General features: G+C 65.0%; 13 protein-coding genes. 9 read left to right on the top strand and 4 right to left on the bottom strand.

Annotated features, from left to right (window positions below; genetic code table 11):
• Positions 1–95: 95 nt before the first annotated feature.
• From KSS94_RS25390 to KSS94_RS25380, 3 genes are all read right to left on the bottom strand, one after another.
• A complete protein-coding gene (locus KSS94_RS25390; RefSeq protein WP_217840767.1) occupies positions 96–788 on the bottom strand; it encodes an SPOR domain-containing protein in 693 nt (230 codons plus the stop codon).
• Between the two features lies 1 nt (position 789).
• Entirely contained in the window at positions 790–2526 is a 1737-nt protein-coding gene (gene argS / locus KSS94_RS25385) for an arginine--tRNA ligase (protein ID WP_217840766.1), read from the bottom strand.
• Between the two features lie 157 nt (positions 2527–2683).
• Positions 2684–4903, bottom strand: coding sequence for a primosomal protein N' (locus tag KSS94_RS25380; RefSeq protein ID WP_217840765.1), 2220 nt, complete (start codon positions 4901–4903; stop codon positions 2684–2686).
• Positions 4904–5072: 169 nt separating this feature from the next.
• Here KSS94_RS25380 and rpmE point away from each other — a divergent pair, with 169 nt between their 5' ends.
• The 3 genes from rpmE to KSS94_RS25365 all read left to right on the top strand — a co-directional run bounded on the left by rpmE (position 5073) and on the right by KSS94_RS25365 (position 7560).
• Positions 5073–5288, top strand: coding sequence for a 50S ribosomal protein L31 (gene rpmE / locus KSS94_RS25375; protein WP_054891182.1), 216 nt, complete (start codon positions 5073–5075; stop codon positions 5286–5288).
• Between the two features lie 2 nt (positions 5289–5290).
• Complete coding sequence (locus KSS94_RS25370; RefSeq protein ID WP_217840764.1) at positions 5291–6112, top strand: thermonuclease family protein; 822 nt, start codon at positions 5291–5293, stop codon at positions 6110–6112.
• A 179-nt stretch (positions 6113–6291) separates the two neighbouring features.
• Complete coding sequence (locus KSS94_RS25365) at positions 6292–7560, top strand: malic enzyme-like NAD(P)-binding protein (protein ID WP_217840763.1); 1269 nt, start codon at positions 6292–6294, stop codon at positions 7558–7560.
• 329 nt (positions 7561–7889) lie between these two features.
• Here KSS94_RS25365 and KSS94_RS25360 read toward each other — a convergent pair whose 3' ends face one another.
• Positions 7890–10340 carry a penicillin-binding protein 1A gene (locus tag KSS94_RS25360; protein ID WP_437180027.1) on the bottom strand — a complete coding sequence of 817 codons (2451 nt, stop codon included), beginning with the start codon at positions 10338–10340 and terminating at the stop codon, positions 7890–7892.
• A gap of 119 nt (positions 10341–10459) precedes the next feature.
• Here KSS94_RS25360 and pilM point away from each other — a divergent pair, with 119 nt between their 5' ends.
• The 6 genes from pilM to aroB all read left to right on the top strand — a co-directional run bounded on the left by pilM (position 10460) and on the right by aroB (position 15829).
• On the top strand, positions 10460–11380 hold the full coding sequence (gene pilM / locus KSS94_RS25355) for a type IV pilus biogenesis protein PilM (protein WP_225935820.1): 921 nt from the start codon (positions 10460–10462) through the stop codon (positions 11378–11380).
• The gene (locus KSS94_RS25350; RefSeq protein WP_217840761.1) at positions 11380–11916 is read left to right on the top strand and encodes a PilN domain-containing protein; all 537 of its coding nucleotides are present in this window, start codon (positions 11380–11382) and stop codon (positions 11914–11916) included. The genes pilM and KSS94_RS25350 overlap by 1 nt, the downstream gene beginning before the upstream one ends.
• Positions 11913–12935: a pilus assembly protein PilP gene (locus tag KSS94_RS25345; RefSeq protein ID WP_217840760.1), complete on the top strand. Its 1023-nt coding sequence runs from the start codon at positions 11913–11915 to the stop codon at positions 12933–12935. The genes KSS94_RS25350 and KSS94_RS25345 overlap by 4 nt, the downstream gene beginning before the upstream one ends.
• Positions 12901–14109, top strand: a complete 1209-nt coding sequence (locus tag KSS94_RS25340; protein ID WP_217843668.1) for a type IV pilus secretin PilQ — start codon at positions 12901–12903, stop codon at positions 14107–14109. Before KSS94_RS25345 ends, KSS94_RS25340 begins: the two co-directional genes overlap by 35 nt.
• Before the next feature lie 4 nt (positions 14110–14113).
• The gene (gene aroK / locus KSS94_RS25335) at positions 14114–14632 is read left to right on the top strand and encodes a shikimate kinase AroK (RefSeq protein WP_217840759.1); all 519 of its coding nucleotides are present in this window, start codon (positions 14114–14116) and stop codon (positions 14630–14632) included.
• Positions 14633–14731: 99 nt separating this feature from the next.
• Positions 14732–15829, top strand: coding sequence for a 3-dehydroquinate synthase (gene aroB, locus KSS94_RS25330; protein ID WP_217840758.1), 1098 nt, complete (start codon positions 14732–14734; stop codon positions 15827–15829).
• Positions 15830–15836 lie beyond the last annotated feature (7 nt).

The raw sequence follows: 15836 nt of genomic DNA, 5'->3' as shown, positions 1-15836 counted from the left end.
CCCTGCAGGAGCCGGCTTGCCGGCGATGGCGCCTGACCTGCCTGGCGCCGAGGCTGATAGCCTCATCGCCGGCAAGCCGGCTCCTGCAAGGGGTGTCAGGGGCGGCGCTGCTGCAGCAGCAGGTTGCTGAAGCCCGCCCCGGCCAATTGCTTCTGCGCCACGGTCAGTTGCTCGCGGTTGCTGTACGGGCCGACCATCACGCGGTACCAGGTTTCTTCCTTCACCGTCCCTGATTCCACCTTCACCGCCTGGCCGAGCAGGATGATCTGCGCGCGCACCTTGTCGGCGTCAGCCTGCTTGCGGAACGAACCGGCCTGCAGGAAGAACTGCGTGGTGGCCGCCGGCTTGATCACCGGTGGTGCCGGTGGCGGGGTTTGCCCCAGCAGCGCGGCCTGGGCGCGGGCGGTGTCGATCTTCGCCGCTTCCGCTGGTGTCACCGGAGTGGTCGGCACCACGGGCACTGGCGGTGTTTTCTCCGGCACCGCTTCAGGCGGCACGATCACTTCCGATTCTGGCAGCAGGGTGTAGAAGTCGTACTTCGGCTTCACCGGCTGCTGGGTGGCCGGGGTGGTGTTCTTGCTGGCCTCGGCGACTTTTTCGGGCTTCTGCTGCTCGGGCTTGGTGCGCTTGATGTCGCCGCCGCCCGGCTCGAGCTTCATCAGGAAGACGATGAAGGCGCCCACGGTCAGGCCGACCGCCAGCCATACCCAGCCGGGTATCGGCTGCTTGGCTGGGGCGGTCTGGCGGCTGGCGCCGCGCTTGGGTGCAGGTTTTTTCTTGGCAGCCAACTTACATGCGCTCCAGGGTTTCCAGGCCCAGCAGCTCCAGGCCCTGCTTGAGGGTACGGCCGGTCAGGGCGGCCAGGCGCAGGCGGCTTTGCTGCTGCTGCGGGGTTTCGGCAGACAGGATCGGGCAGTTCTCGTAGAAGCTGGAGAACAGGCCGGCCAGGTCGTACAGGTAGCTGCACAGCACGTGCGGGGTGCCCTTGTCGGCCACGTTGTTGAGGATCTCGCCGAACTGCGCCAGGCGCGCGGCCAGGTCCTGCTCGTGGGCGGCCTGCAGCACGATGTTGCCATCGACCTCGTCGAAGCCCTTGCCGAGCTTGCGGAATACGCCGGCCACGCGGGTGTAGGCGTACAGCAGGTAAGGTGCGGTGTTGCCTTCGAAGTTGAGCATCAGCTCGAAGTTGAAGCTGTAGTCGCTGGTGCGGTGCTTGGACAGGTCGGCGTACTTGACCGCGCCGATACCCACCACTTCACCGATGTTGCGCAGCTCGTCCTCGGCCAGGCTCGGGTTCTTCTCCTTGACCAGTGCGTAGGCGCGCTCCTTGGCCTCGGTGAGCAGGTCGATCAGCTTGACGGTGCCACCGTCGCGGGTCTTGAACGGGCGGCCATCGGCACCGTTCATGGTGCCGAAGCCCATGTGCTCCATCTGCATCGGGTGGCCGACGAAGCCTGCGCGGCGGGCTACCTCGAACACCTGGTTGAAGTGCAGCGCCTGGCGCTGGTCAACGAAGTACAGGGCGCGGTCGGCCTTGAGCACATTGCTGCGGTAGCGCACGGCAGCCAGGTCGGTGGTGGCGTACAGGTAGCCGCCGTCAGCCTTTTGCACGATGACCGGCAGCGGGTCGCCGTCGCTGTTCTTGAACTCTTCGAGGAACACGCACTGGGCGCCCTGATCTTCGACCAGCAGGCCCTTGGCCTTGAGGTCGGCGACCACGTTGGCGAGGTCTGCGTTGTAGGCGCTTTCGCCCATCACGTCGGCCATGGTCAGCTTGACGTTAAGCAGCTCGTAGGTCTTCTGGCAGTGGGACAGCGAGATATCCTTGAAGCGCGTCCACAGCGCCATGCACTCGGCATCACCGGCCTGCAGCTTGACCACCAGGCCGCGGGCGCGGGTGGCGAAGTCTTCGGACTCGTCGAAGCGCTTCTTGGCGGCGCGGTAGAAGTTCTCCAGGTCCGACAGCTCGTCGCTGGTGATCGGGTTCTCTTCCAGGTAGGCCAGCAGCATGCCGAACTGGGTGCCCCAGTCGCCCACGTGGTTCTGGCGGATCACGTCGTCGCCGAGAAACTCCAGCACGCGCGCCACGCTGTCACCGATGATGGTCGAGCGCAGGTGGCCGACGTGCATCTCCTTGGCAAGGTTCGGTGCCGACATGTCGATCACCACCTTTTGCGCAGCACCGGCCTTGCGCACGCCCAGGTGGCCGTCGGCCAGGGCGGCGTCCAGGCGGCTGGCCAGGGCGTCGGTGTTCTGGAAGAAGTTCAGGAAGCCGGGGCCGGCGATCTCGACCTTGCTGATGTCGGCGCTGGCCGGCAGGGAGGCGATGATTTTTTCGGCCAGGTCTCGCGGCTTCATGCCGGCGGGCTTGGCCAGCATCATGGCGATGTTGCTGGCGAAGTCGCCGTGGGTCTTGTCCCGGGCGTTTTCCACCTGGATCGCCGGCGCCAGCCCGTCAGGCAGCACACCGTCGGTGACGAGTTGGGTGAGGGCTTGCTGGATGAGCTGGCGAATGGTGTCTTTCATGGGGATCTCTTTTCGACCGCAAGCGCGGTGGGGCGCTTCGATGCGCAGGTGGAAAAACTGGGCATTATCCGTTGCCGGGGGCAGGTTGCCAACCTTTGCAGGACTTCTGTCGCCGATCCCTGTAGGAGCCGGCTTGCCGGCGATGAGGTCGGTCGACTCAGTAAAGATCCACCGGGTCCACATCCAGCGACCAGCGCACCTGCCGCCCGGAAGGCATCTGTTCCAACACTAGCAACCAGGCACTGATCAGTCGATGCAAGTGCGCCCGGGCATTGGCCTGAAGCAACAGTTGTGCGCGAAAACGCCCCGCCCGTCGCTCCATCGGCGCCGGTACCGGGCCCAGCAGTTCGATGCCCTGCAGGCGCTGTTCGTTCAGCAGCCGCTCGGCTGCCGCGCAGGCTTCGTCGAGGAAACCCTCGGCCTGCCCCGGCTTGTGCGCATCGGCGCGCAGCAGGGCCAGGTGGGCGAAGGGCGGCAGGCCGGCGGCGCGGCGCTCGCTCAGGGCCTGCTCGGCGAAGGCGAAGTAGCCCTGTTCGGTCAATTGCACCAGCAGCGGGTGGTCAGCCAGGTGGGTCTGCACGATCACCTTGCCGGGTTCTTCGGCGCGGCCTGCACGGCCCGCCACCTGCACGATCAGCTGAGCCATGCGTTCGCCGGCGCGAAAATCCCCGGAGAACAGCCCGCCGTCGGCATCGAGGATGGCCACCAGGGTAACCCTCGGGAAGTGATGCCCCTTGGCCAGCATCTGGGTGCCCACCAGAATGCTCGGCTGGCCGCGCTGGATGGTGGTGAACAGGTTGTGCATGGCGTCCTTGCGTGAGGTGCTGTCGCGGTCCACACGCAGGATCGGGTAGTCCGGGAACAGCACTTTCAGGCGTTCTTCGGCACGCTCTGTACCGGCGCCCACCGGGCGCAGGTCGACGTGGGCACACTGCGGACATTGCAGCGGCAGGTGTTCGTCATAGCCGCAGTGGTGGCAGCGCAATACCGCCGAACGCTGGTGCACGGTCATGCGCGCGTCGCAGCGCGGGCATTCGCTGAGCCAACCGCAGTCGTGGCACAGCAGGGTGGGGGCGAAGCCGCGTCGGTTGAGGAACACCAGCACCTGCTGGCCGGCCTCCAGCGTCTGCCGAATGGCCTGTTGCAGCGGGCCGCTGATGCCGCTGTCCAGCGGCAGGCTGCGCACGTCCAGGCGCAAGAAGCGCGGGGCGCGGGCGCCACCAGCGCGCTGGTTCATGCGCAGCAGGCCGTAGCGGCCGCTGTGGGCGTTGTGCAAGCTCTCCAGCGACGGGGTGGCCGAGCCCAGCAGGATCGGAATGTTCTCCTGGTGCGCGCGCACCACCGCCAGGTCGCGGGCGTGGTAGCGCAGGCCTTCCTGCTGTTTATAGGAGCCGTCGTGCTCTTCATCGATGATGATCAGGCCGGGGTTTTTCATCGGCGTGAACAGCGCCGAACGGGTGCCGATGATGATGTCGGCCTCGCCGTCGCGCGCCGCCAGCCAGGCGTCCAGGCGCTCGCGGTCGGCCACCGCCGAGTGCAGTAGGGCGATGCGTGCGTTGAAGCGCTGCTCGAAGCGCTGCAGGGTCTGTGGCCCGAGGTTGATCTCGGGGATCAGGATCAGCGCCTGCTTGCCGGCCTCGAGGGTTTCGCGGATCAGTTGCAGGTAGACCTCGGTCTTGCCGCTGCCAGTCACCCCGGCGAGCAAAAAGGCGTGGAACGCCCCGAAGCCCGAGCGCACGGCCTCGAAGGCGGCGCGTTGCTCCTCGTTGAGCGGCAACTCCGGCTGCGCCAGCCAATGCTCGTGGCGCGCCGTCGGCAGGTGACGGCGTACCTCGATGCTCACCAGGTCCTTGGCCAGCAGCAAGTCCAGGCTGTCCTTGTTCAGGCCGAGCTTGCCCAGCAGGCTGTGGGCCACGCCGTGGGGGTGTTGCGACAAGGTCTTGAGCGCCTCGCGCTGGCGCGGTGCGCGGGCAATGCGCGGGTCTTCCAGGCGTGCGCCGGGGGCCACGTGCCAGAAGCGCTCCTGACGGGCTTCGGCGGCCTCGCCCTGGCGCAGCAGGGTCGGCAGGGCCCAGCTCAAGGTGTCGCCGAGGCTGTGCTGGTAGTACTGCGCAGTCCACAGGCACAGCTTGAACAGCGCCGGCGGAATCGGCGACACCGGGTCGAGCAGGGCGACGGCGGGCTTGAGCTTGTCGGCGGGCACTTCGCTGCTTTGCGCCACTTCTACCAGCACGCCGATCATCTCGCGGCGGCCAAACGGTACGCGGATGCGCATGCCCGGGGTCAGTGCCTGGCGCGCCATGCTCGCCGGGGCCCGGTAGTCGAACAGGCGACGTAGCGGCGAGGGTAGGGCAAGGCGCAGGATGACGTCGGACACGCGGAAGGTCTCTGGAGGGCGTTTCGGTAATCGGGCGAGCCTAGCAGACGACGGCCGGTGCAAGCGACAACTTGCGCTGGCCCCGTGCTCTGGTATTATTCGCCGCCTAATTACGTGCGGTATTCAACAATAGGTGTTGGGTGGCGGCACGCAGCTCGAGGAAGTGACCATGAAAGCAGATATTCATCCGAACTACGAAGCAGTTGCCGTCACCTGCAGCTGCGGCAACAAGTTCGAAACTCGTTCGACCCTGGGCAACACCCTGGCGATCGACGTTTGCAACCTGTGCCACCCGTTCTACACCGGTAAGCAAAAAGTCCTGGACACCGGTGGTCGCGTACAGAAGTTCGCCGATCGCTTCGGTATGTTCGGTACCAAGAAGTAATCATGCGCATGGCGAATCTCTCGAGGTTCGCGTTGCTGCAAAAAAAGGCGCCCCTTGCGGGCGCTTTTTTTATGGGCGTTTTCTGGCAACTGCCGGCCCTGGCGTTTTGCCCGTTGCCCGAGCGGGCGCCGCAGGTGGCGGTGCGCCACGTGGTCGATGGCGATACCGTTCGGCTGGCCGATGGCCGCAGCGTGCGCCTGATCGGCATCAATGCGCCCGAGCTGGCACGCAAGGGGCGCCCGGCAGAGCCCTACGCCGAGGCTGCGAAAAAGCGCCTGCAGGCACTGGTCAAGGCCAGCGGTGGCAAGGTCGGGCTGGTCACCGGTAGCGAGCCCAAGGACAAGTACGGGCGCACCCTGGCGCATATCTATAGCCGCACTGGCAACAATCTGGAAGCACAATTGCTCAGCGAAGGCTTGGGCTATCAAGTTGCCTTCTCGCCCAACGTGCACCTGGCCGGCTGCCAGGCGCAGGCCGAACAGGTGGCGCGCCAGCGTCGGCTGGGGGTCTGGCGCCATTCGCCGGTGCAGCCGGCATGGCGAGTTCGGCAGGCCGGTTTTGCCTTGATCAGCGGCAAAGTAAGCAGTATCGAGCGCAATCGTGGTGGTATCTGGCTGCACCTGGATGGCGCCGTCACGCTTCAGGTCCCCGCTCGTCTGCAGCGCCACTTCCCGGCCAGCTTCTTGGCTACCCTCAAGGGACGCCAGGTCGAGGCGCGTGGCTGGGTAGTGGACCGCTCCCGCAAGGGTGCGCTCAAGCCGGGGCAGCGGCGCTGGCTGTTGCCATTGACCGACCCGAGCATGCTCAAGGCTGTTTCCGGCTAAATAGTTGTAGACAGTTTGATATTGGATTGTACACACTGGGTTTTCCCAAACCCCGTGGGTCATAGCGTAAAGTCGTAGGCCAAAGGCCTTGACACTAGTGACCGGGCAGTCTTGTCGCCCCCCGGCACTTTGCGTATCCTCGGCGGTCCGTCAGAACAGTAAATAGCGGAATGCCCATCATGTCAGACCTGAAAACCGCCGCTCTCGAATACCATGCTCAGCCTCGCCCGGGGAAACTGAGCGTCGAGCTCACCAAGCCAACCGCCACTGCCCGTGACCTCGCCCTGGCCTACAGCCCAGGCGTCGCCGAACCAGTACGCGAAATCGGCCGTGATCCAGAGTTGGCTTACAAGTACACCGGCAAGGGCAACCTGGTCGCGGTAATCTCCGATGGCACCGCTATCCTGGGTCTGGGTGACCTGGGCCCGCTGGCCTCCAAGCCGGTCATGGAAGGCAAGGGCGTTCTGTTCAAGCGTTTCGCTGGCATCGACGTGTTCGACATCGAAGTCGAGTCGGAAAGCCCGCAGGCCTTCATCGACACCGTGCGCCGCATCTCCATCACCTTCGGTGGCATCAACCTCGAAGACATCAAGGCACCTGAGTGCTTCGAGATCGAGCGCACCCTGATCGAACAGTGCGACATCCCGGTGTTCCACGATGACCAGCACGGTACCGCCATCGTCACCGCGGCCGGCATGATCAACGCCCTGGAAATCGCCGGCAAGAAGCTCGAAGAAGCCAAGATCGTCTGCCTGGGCGCCGGCGCTGCCGCCATCTCCTGCATGAAGCTGCTGGTGAGCATGGGTGCCAAGGTCGAGAACATCTTCATGATCGACCGCAGCGGCGTGATCCACGCTGGCCGTGACGACCTGAACCAGTACAAGGCCCAGTTCGCCCACGCCACCGACAAGCGCACCCTGGCCGACGCCCTCGACGGCGCCGATGTGTTCGTTGGCCTGTCCGGCCCGAACCTGCTGAGCCCGGAAGGCCTGAAGTCGATGGCTGCCAACCCGATCGTGTTCGCCTGCTCGAACCCGGACCCGGAAATCTCGCCAGAGCTGGCCCACGCCACCCGCAACGACGTGATCATGGCCACCGGTCGTTCCGACTACCCGAACCAGGTCAACAACGTACTGGGCTTCCCGTTCATCTTCCGCGGTGCCCTGGACGTTCGCGCCAAGCGCATCAACGAAGAAATGAAGATCGCCGCCGCCATCGCCCTGAAGGACCTGGCCAAGCTGCCGGTACCGAAGGAAGTCTGCGACGCCTACGGCGTACAGGCGCTGGAATTCGGCCGTGAGTACATCATTCCGAAGCCGCTGGACGCTCGCCTGATCACCGTCGTTTCCGACGCCGTGGCCAAGGCCGCCATCGAATCCGGCGTGGCTACCCTGCCGTATCCGAAGCACTACCCGCTGACCTGCGTGGATGACGTGTTCAACGGCTGATTTGCCGTAGCGTCATGCAAAAGCCCCGGCTCGTGAGAGTCGGGGCTTTTTTGTGGGGAATGCTCTCACGTTGTCGGAGGGTGGCCTTCACCGGGTAAGCCTTGGTGGCAAGATGCAATATCAGCGTGTGCGCTGTAGGCGCCTCGGATTGCCCAAGGCATGCATCGAGGCAGGCGCGTGTATTCTCACAGGAATGATTGGCCCGAAATAAATGTAGGAGCCGGCTTGCCGGCGATGCGCCGCGCGAGCGGCGCTCGATCTGGCAGGCGCTGCAAGGTTTTCGGCAAACGCCTTGCGGCATTCACGCGAAAACCTTGAAGGGATGGCTTTTAGAACAAGTCCATCGGTGCCGCTTCATCCGCCGGCAGCGGGCTGCCCGGTGCTGCTCCGTTGCCCAGTTCATCCACCGACGGTGGCGAGTCTTCGGCCTTGAACAGCTCGAAGTAGGCGTTCGGCGTGCTCGGTGTGGCGGCGCGGCCGCTGACCGGGTCGACGCGCAGGCTGAGGATGCCTTCGGGTTCGGCCGGGGCATGCTCAGGCTTGCCCTTGAGCGCGGGGCCCATGAAGTTCATCCAGATCGGCAGCGCCACGGTGCCGCCGTACTCGCGCCGGCCGAGGGTTTCCGGCTGGTCGAAGCCCACCCACACGGTGGTGACGTAGTCGGCGTTGTAGCCGGAGAACCAGGCATCCTTGGATTCGTTGGTGGTGCCGGTCTTGCCCGCCAGGTCGCCACGGCCCAGGGCCAGGGCGCGGCGACCGGTGCCGCGCTTGATCACATCCTGCAGCATGCTGGTGAGGATGTAAGTGGTGCGGCCGTCGACGATTTGCTCGGCCACCACCGGTGCCTGCGGTGCCGGGGCGGTCTGGCCCAGGGCCGACGGCGCCTCGCCTGGCATCGCTGCAACGCTGATCGGCTGCTCGGGCGCGGCAAGGCCGGCCTGGTCCTGGTTGCCCTGCGGTACCCGCGCCGGGTTGGCGGTGAACAGGGTTTCGCCGCTACGGCTCTCGATACGCTGGATCAAGTACGGGTTGATCTTGTAGCCGCCGTTGGCAAAGGTGCTCCAGCCAGTGGCGATTTCCATCGGCGTCAGGGTGGCGGTGCCCAGGGCCAGTGACAGGTTGCGCGGCAGGTCCTGCTTGTTGAAGCCGAACTTGGCGATGTAGTCGATGGTGCGGTCCACGCCCATGGCCTGCAGCAGGCGGATCGACACCAGGTTGCGCGACTTGTACAGCGCCTCGCGCATGCGGATCGGGCCGAGGAAGGTGTTGGTGTCGTTCTTGGGTCGCCAGACCTTGTCCAGGTACTCGTCGACGAACACGATCGGCGCATCGTTGACCAGGCTGGCGGCGGTGTAGCCGCTGTCCAGTGCTGCGCTGTAGACGAACGGCTTGAAGCTCGAACCTGGCTGGCGCTTGGCCTGCATGGCACGGTTGTAGTTGCTCTGCTCGAACGAGAAGCCACCCACCAGCGCGCGGATTGCGCCGTCGTACGGGTCGAGGGTGACCAGTGCACTCTGGGCGCCCGGTACCTGGCTGAACTTGAGCTTGCCGTCTTCCAGGCGCTGCAGGCGTACCAGGTCGCCGACCTGGGCCACATCGGCCGGCGATTGTGGCGCGCGGCCCAGGGAGTTGTTGTTCAGGTAGGGGCGGGCCCACTTCATGGTGTCCCAGGCGACGGTTTCTTCAAGACCGGCGCGGGTCATGACCTTGAGGCCGGTTTTCTCGACCTGGGTGACGATGGCCGGCTCCAGGCCGCCGAGGGGGCGCTGTTTGCTCAGTTCCTGCAGCCAGGCAGCGCGGGTCTTGCCCGGGAAGCGCGACTCCGGGCCGCGGTAGCCGTGGCGTTCGTCGTATTCGGAGAGGCCGTTGAGCACCGCGCTGTTGGCCATCTGCTGCATGTCGCTCGGCACCGTGGTGGTGACCCGGAAGCCTTCGGTGTAGGCCTCGCTGCCGTAGCGGCCGACCATCTCGGCGCGGGCCATTTCGGCGACGTAGGGCGCGTTCACTTCCGGGGCCGGCACGTGGTAGCTGGCGTTCAGCGGCTCGGCGAGGGCCGCCTGGTAGCTGGCTTCGTCGATCTTGCCGAGCTTGTACATGCGCCCCAGGATCCAGTCGCGGCGCTCCTTGGCGCGTACCGGGTTGGCCAGCGGGTTGAAGCGCGACGGCGCCTTGGGCAGGCCGGCGATCATGGCCATCTGCGCCAGGCTCACGTCTCGGATCGACTTGCCGTAGTACACCTGTGCAGCGGCGTCGATGCCGTAGGCGCGGTTGCCCAGGTAGATCTTGTTGACGTACAGCTCAAGGATTTCGTCCTTGGTCAGTTCGCGCTCGATCTGCAGGGCCAGCAGGATTTCATTGGTCTTGCGCGAGAAACTGCGTTCGCTGCTGAGGAAGAAGTTCTTCGCCACCTGCATGGTGATGGTGCTGCCGCCGCTCTGGATATGCCCGGACTTGACCAGTTGCGTGGCCGCACGCATCAGGCTGCTGGGGTCGACACCATAGTGGTTGAGGAAATTGTCATCCTCGGCTGACAGAAGCGCCTGAATGAACTGTGGGGGAATTTCCTGGAACTTGATCGGCGAGCGGCGCATCTCGCCGAACTCGGCAATCAGCTTGCCGTCGCTGCTGTACACCCTCAGGGGGATTTGCAACTGGACGCTTCTGAGCGAATCGACCGACGGGAGGTTGGGGCTAAGATACAGAAACGCACCGCTCACACCGAGTACGAGCGCGCAGATGACTGCGACAAAAGACCACCAGAAGAACTTCAGCAGGCGTATCAAGGCTTTTGGGTGTCCAGGTTGAGGGGTGGATTGCACGCGGGGCCAGCGGATAGGGAAAAATCGCTGGGCATTATAAGCATTTTTCGCCCCGCCGGGTGACCGGCCGGGCTGCCGCCTTGACCGTCCGTGCCGCAACGGCGCGGCTTGCGGGCGGCCACGAAGGAATAGCCATGCTTGGACGTTTTGGCAGGGATGCCGGTTCACTGCTGGGGGTGGAAATAACCTCTGGCGGCATAAGAATGATGCAGACTCGCCAGCAGGCCGGCCAATACCGGGTTCTCGGCTGGGCATGCGAGAAACTCGAGCTGCCGCGGCCCGGCGGCCCCGACCCGATGGTGTGCGCGCTGCGCCAGGCCCATCGCCGTTGTGCAACCCGTCAGCGGCAGGTGGCCGTGGCGCTGCCGGCCTCCCAGGTGATCTGCAAGGTCTGCCAGGTGCCGCGAGGGGCATGTGCGCAAGCTATCGAAACACAGTTGCTGGCAGAGGCCGGCCAGCTGTTCCCGTTCCCCCTCGATGACCTAGCCTTGGACTTCCAGATGTTGCGGCCCTCGGCAAGCCAACCCGAAACCCTCGACGTGCTGGTCGCAGCATGCCGTCAGAGCCAGCTCGACCCGCTCGAGCAACGGTTCGCCGAGGCCGGCCTTGAACTGGTGGCCATGGAGGTCGACAGCTTTGCGTTGCGGCGCGTGTTGGGGCCTGCGCCATCGGTTGGCATGGCGCTGTTGCAGTTGGAGCGAGAAGAGGTGGTGTTGCATCGCTGGCAGTCTGACCAACTGCCCCTGCGTCAGCACCTGCCGTTGGCAGCGCCAGGGCAGTGGGGCGAAGTGGTGTCGGGCTTGCTGCAATTTAGCAGCGACAAAATCGATGAATTGGTGCTTAGCGGCGTGGCCGCCGATGCCGCAGCAGCCAGGCGGCTGAGTGAGCAGTTGGGGGTCAGTTGTCGGGTTGTGGCGTTGCCTTTGGCCAATCTCCCGGCCGGGTTTTCGAGCGCCGCAATGGCATTGGCATGCGGGCTGGCAGTGGGCGGGCTGCGGTGATGGTGCGCTTGAACCTGATGCCGTGGCGTGAACGGCGACGCGCCCAGGTGCTGCGGCGCTTTTACGTGATGCTGGTTGGCAGTTGTGTATTGGCACTGGCTGGCCTGCTGCTGCTCGATCAACTGGCCCGCGCGCGACTGGCGCGGCAGGTCGCAACTACCACGCTGTATCAGGCGCAGTTGAAGCGCCTCGACAGTCAGCAGGTAACCATCACCGAGCTGCGTAACGAGCGCCAGGCTGTACAGCAGCAACAGGCGGCACTGATGCGGCTGAGGGCTGGCCAGGCGACGCTTGGCAGTCTGTTCCTAAGTTTGGAAAAAGCCATGCCCAGCGGCGCCCAGTTGACCGAGCTGAGCCTTGAAAACGGGCGCATGCGGTTGGCTGGGTTGGCCGCCTCGGCTGCGGTGGTGGCCCAGTTGATGCGCGATCTGGAGGCCATGCAGGTACTGAACGGGCCGGAACTGGTGTTCCTGCGCCATGGGGCTGCCGGGGATGCCTTCTTGATCACCGCCGAACTGTCGGCGGGTTGGTCATGACCCCTATGCTTTCCTTCGACTGGCAGTCGCTGGCTACCCGCTCAAGGCTGTCGCGGGTACTGGTCATGCTGCTTGCGGTACTGCTGATCATGCTGCTCGGTTGGTTCGCTGCTTTGCGAGAAACGCAAAATGCCCATCGGCTTGCCGGTGAGCAGGCGCGCGAGGCATTGCAGGCACTGGCGATGAGCAAGGCCGAGGTTGCCGGGCTTGAGCCTGAGCGTGCCGCCCTGGCAAGCGCCCGCCAGCAGTTGCAGGAGGCCCGATGGCGGTTGGATGCCGGCGAAGGCATGAGCGAGTTGCTCGAGCAACTGGCGGTGTCCGGGCACGAGCACGGGTTGCTCTTCGAGCACATCGAAGTGTTGCAGGAACGCCAGACGACGGCGGGTTATCAGCGTGTGCCGCTGGATATTCGGGTGGTTGGTCACTACCCCGCGCTACGGGGTTGGCTGGAGCAGTGGCAGCAACAGTTGCGATTGCTGCAGGTCGCCCAGCTCAATCTGGCGCAGGTGGTCGGCAAGCCCGGGCTGGTGCGTGCGCAGTTGCGGGTACACGCCTATCACGCTGACGAGCCGCTACCGGTGCCTCCGTCGCTGGTCGACGAACCTTCGCGGCCTCCTGTGGCCAGCAGCGCGTTCGATCCCTTCCAGCCTTGGTCCAGCGGGCCGATTGCGGATGGCCTGGGGCGTGTTCCGCTGGAGCAGATGAAAATGGTTGGCAGCCTGTCTACTGCCGGGCGGTACCAGGCGCTGCTATCTGTGGCCGGGCACCTGCATCGGGTCAGCGAGGGGCAGCGGCTGGGCCGCGACGAAGGGGTTGTGGTGCGCATCGACGAGCGACGCATGGAGGTGCGCGAGCGGTTGTACATGGCCGGAGGCTGGCAGCAGCGCTCCCGGTATCTGGCGTTCGGGAAGGGCGCGCGTGGGGAGGGCAGGGATGATGAGGGTGAAGCAGGGCGTGGCCTGGGTGTTGGTGCTGCTGACGGGTATGAGCCTCGTGCAGGCGTCGCCCCAGAAGGGTGAGCCGATGTCGCTGAACTTTCAGGATGTCGAGGTTCGTTCGGTGCTGCAGGTGATGGCCGATTTTGCCGGCATCAACCTGGTGGCCAGCGATACGGTGCAGGGCCGCATCACCTTGCGCCTGGAAGCGGTGCCCTGGGAGCAGGCGCTTGACCTGGTGCTGCGCAGCAAGGGGCTTGGCCGGCGCATGGAGGGCTCGGTAATGGTGGTGGCGCCGCTCGCCGAGCTTGCCGGGCAGGGCGAGGAACTGGAGCAGATGCCATTGCAGCGGGAGCTGTTGGCCGTCCATCACGCCAATGCTGCCGAGTTGGCCGAGCTTTTTCGGACCAGCCTGGCCGAGGAAGGTGCTTTCGCCGGGCGGGGCAGCGTCAGCGTGGATGCGCGGACCAACACATTGGTGGCGGTGCAGCCGCCGAGCCGGATGGCCGAGCTGCGCGAGCTTGTGACGAGGCTGGACGTGCCCGTTCGTCAGGTCATGATCGAGGCGCGTATCGTCGAGGCGGGGGTGGATTACGAAAAAGTCCTCGGGGTGCGCTGGGGGCGCCAGTTGTATGGGGAAAATGCCCGCCTGGGCCATGAACTGTTCGTCGACCTGGGGGTGGAGCGGGCCACCTCGGGTGTCGGTGTCGGTGTCGGGCTGCTGCGCAGCGATATCCTGCTGGACCTGGAGCTGAGTGCCATGGAGAAAAGCGGCCATGGCGAGATCATCTCGCAGCCCAAGGTGGTCACCGCCGACAAGGAGACGGCACGAATCATCAAGGGCACCGAGGTGCCGTACCAGGAAACCACCAAAAGCGGCGCCACCTCGATTTCCTTTCGCGAAGCCTCGCTGTCGCTGGAGGTGACGCCGCAGATCACCCCCGACGGCAAGGTGGTCATGGCGGTGCGGGTGACCAAGGATGAGCCTGACTTCGTCAATGCCCTCAACAACGTCCCGCCGATCCGCAAGAACGAGGTCAATGCCAAGGTGCAGGTGGCGGATGGCGAAACCATTGTGATTGGTGGCGTGTACTCGACGTCGCAGAACAAAGTGGTGGATAAGGTGCCATTTTTCGGCGATCTGCCGTATGTTGGGCGGCTGTTTCGACGCGATGCATTACAAGAGAAAAAATCCGAGCTGCTGGTCTTCCTGACTCCGCGTATCATGAATGACCAGGCGATTGCTGTGAGTCGTTGATTCTGTGCGAAATTTGATACTTGTAGGGCCCATGGGCGCTGGTAAAAGCACCATCGGGCGCCTGTTGGCCAAAGAGCTGCGCCTGTTGTTCAAGGATTCCGACAAGGAAATCGAACTGCGGTCCGGCGCCAATATCCCGTGGATCTTCGACAAGGAAGGCGAGCCGGGCTTCCGTGACCGTGAGCAGGCGATGATCGCCGAGCTCAGCGCGCTCGATGGCGTGGTGCTGGCCACCGGTGGCGGCGCGGTGATGCGCGAAGCCAACCGCGCGGCGCTGCATGCTGGCGGCCGGGTGATCTACCTGCATGCCTCCGTCGAGCAGCAGGTCGGGCGCACCGCCCGTGACCGCAATCGGCCCTTGCTGCGCACCGCCAACCCGGAGGCCACCCTGCGTGCCCTGCTCGAGGCGCGCGACCCGCTTTACCGGGAAATCGCCGACCTGGTGGTAGAAACCGACGAACGGCCACCGCGCATGGTGGTGCTCGACATCCTCGAGCGTTTGCAGAAGTTGCCGCCCCGCTAAGCCGGGGTCTATCCTCGGCGACCAACGCCGGGGCGGGGTTGAACGTCACCGCGCGGCGCCGCACTGTCGGCACCGCGCCCAAGTACATTGTGGGGATACATGCAGACACTGAAGGTCGACCTGGGCGAGCGTAGCTACCCCATCTACATTGGCGAAGGCCTGCTGGACCAGCCCGAATTGCTGGCGCCGCACATCCGCGGCCGGCAGGTGGCCATCGTTTCCAACGAAACCGTCGCGCCTCTGTATCTCGAACGCCTGAGCAAGACCCTGGGTGCCTACTCGGTGCAGCCGGTGGTCCTGCCGGACGGCGAAGCCCACAAGAACTGGGAAACCCTGCAACTGATCTTCGACGGGCTGCTGACCGCCCGCCACGACCGCCGCACCACCGTGGTCGCCCTGGGTGGCGGCGTTATCGGCGACATGGCCGGCTTTGCCGCTGCTTGCTACCAGCGCGGTGTCGACTTCATCCAGGTGCCGACCACGCTATTGTCCCAGGTGGACTCGTCGGTGGGCGGCAAGACCGGCATCAACCATCCGCTGGGCAAGAACATGGTCGGGGCCTTCTACCAGCCCAACGCCGTGCTGATCGACACCACCAGCTTGAAAACACTGCCAGCGCGTGAACTGTCCGCCGGGCTTGCCGAAGTCATCAAGTACGGGCTGATCTGCGACGAGCCGTTCCTAGGCTGGCTCGAAGACAACATGCAGGCCCTGCGCACGCTGGAGCCTGCCGCCCTGACCGAAGCCATCCGCCGCTCCTGCGCTGCCAAGGCGGCAGTTGTGGGCGCTGACGAACGCGAGTCAGGGGTGCGTGCCACCCTCAACCTCGGCCACACCTTCGGCCACGCCATCGAGACCCACATGGGCTATGGCGTCTGGCTGCATGGCGAGGCGGTGTCGGCAGGTACGGTGATGGCCCTGGAGATGTCCATGCGCCTGGGCTGGATTGACCAGGCCGGGCGTGACCGAGGCATTCGTCTGCTGCAGGACGCAGGATTGCCGGTGGTGCCGCCACAGCAAATGACCCCGGCGCATTTCATGGAGCACATGGCAGTCGACAAGAAAGTGCTCGATGGCCGCCTGCGCCTGGTGCTGTTGCGCCAGATGGGCGAGGCCGTCGTCACCGACGACTATCCGAAAGAGATTCTTCAGGCCACGCTGGCGGCGGATTACCGCGCGATCGTGGCCCAGCTTTGAGGTTGTG

The organism is Pseudomonas fakonensis (genome assembly GCF_019139895.1).
Classification (GTDB): domain Bacteria; phylum Pseudomonadota; class Gammaproteobacteria; order Pseudomonadales; family Pseudomonadaceae; genus Aquipseudomonas; species Aquipseudomonas fakonensis.
This window is presented reverse-complemented; position numbering and strand designations above follow the sequence as displayed.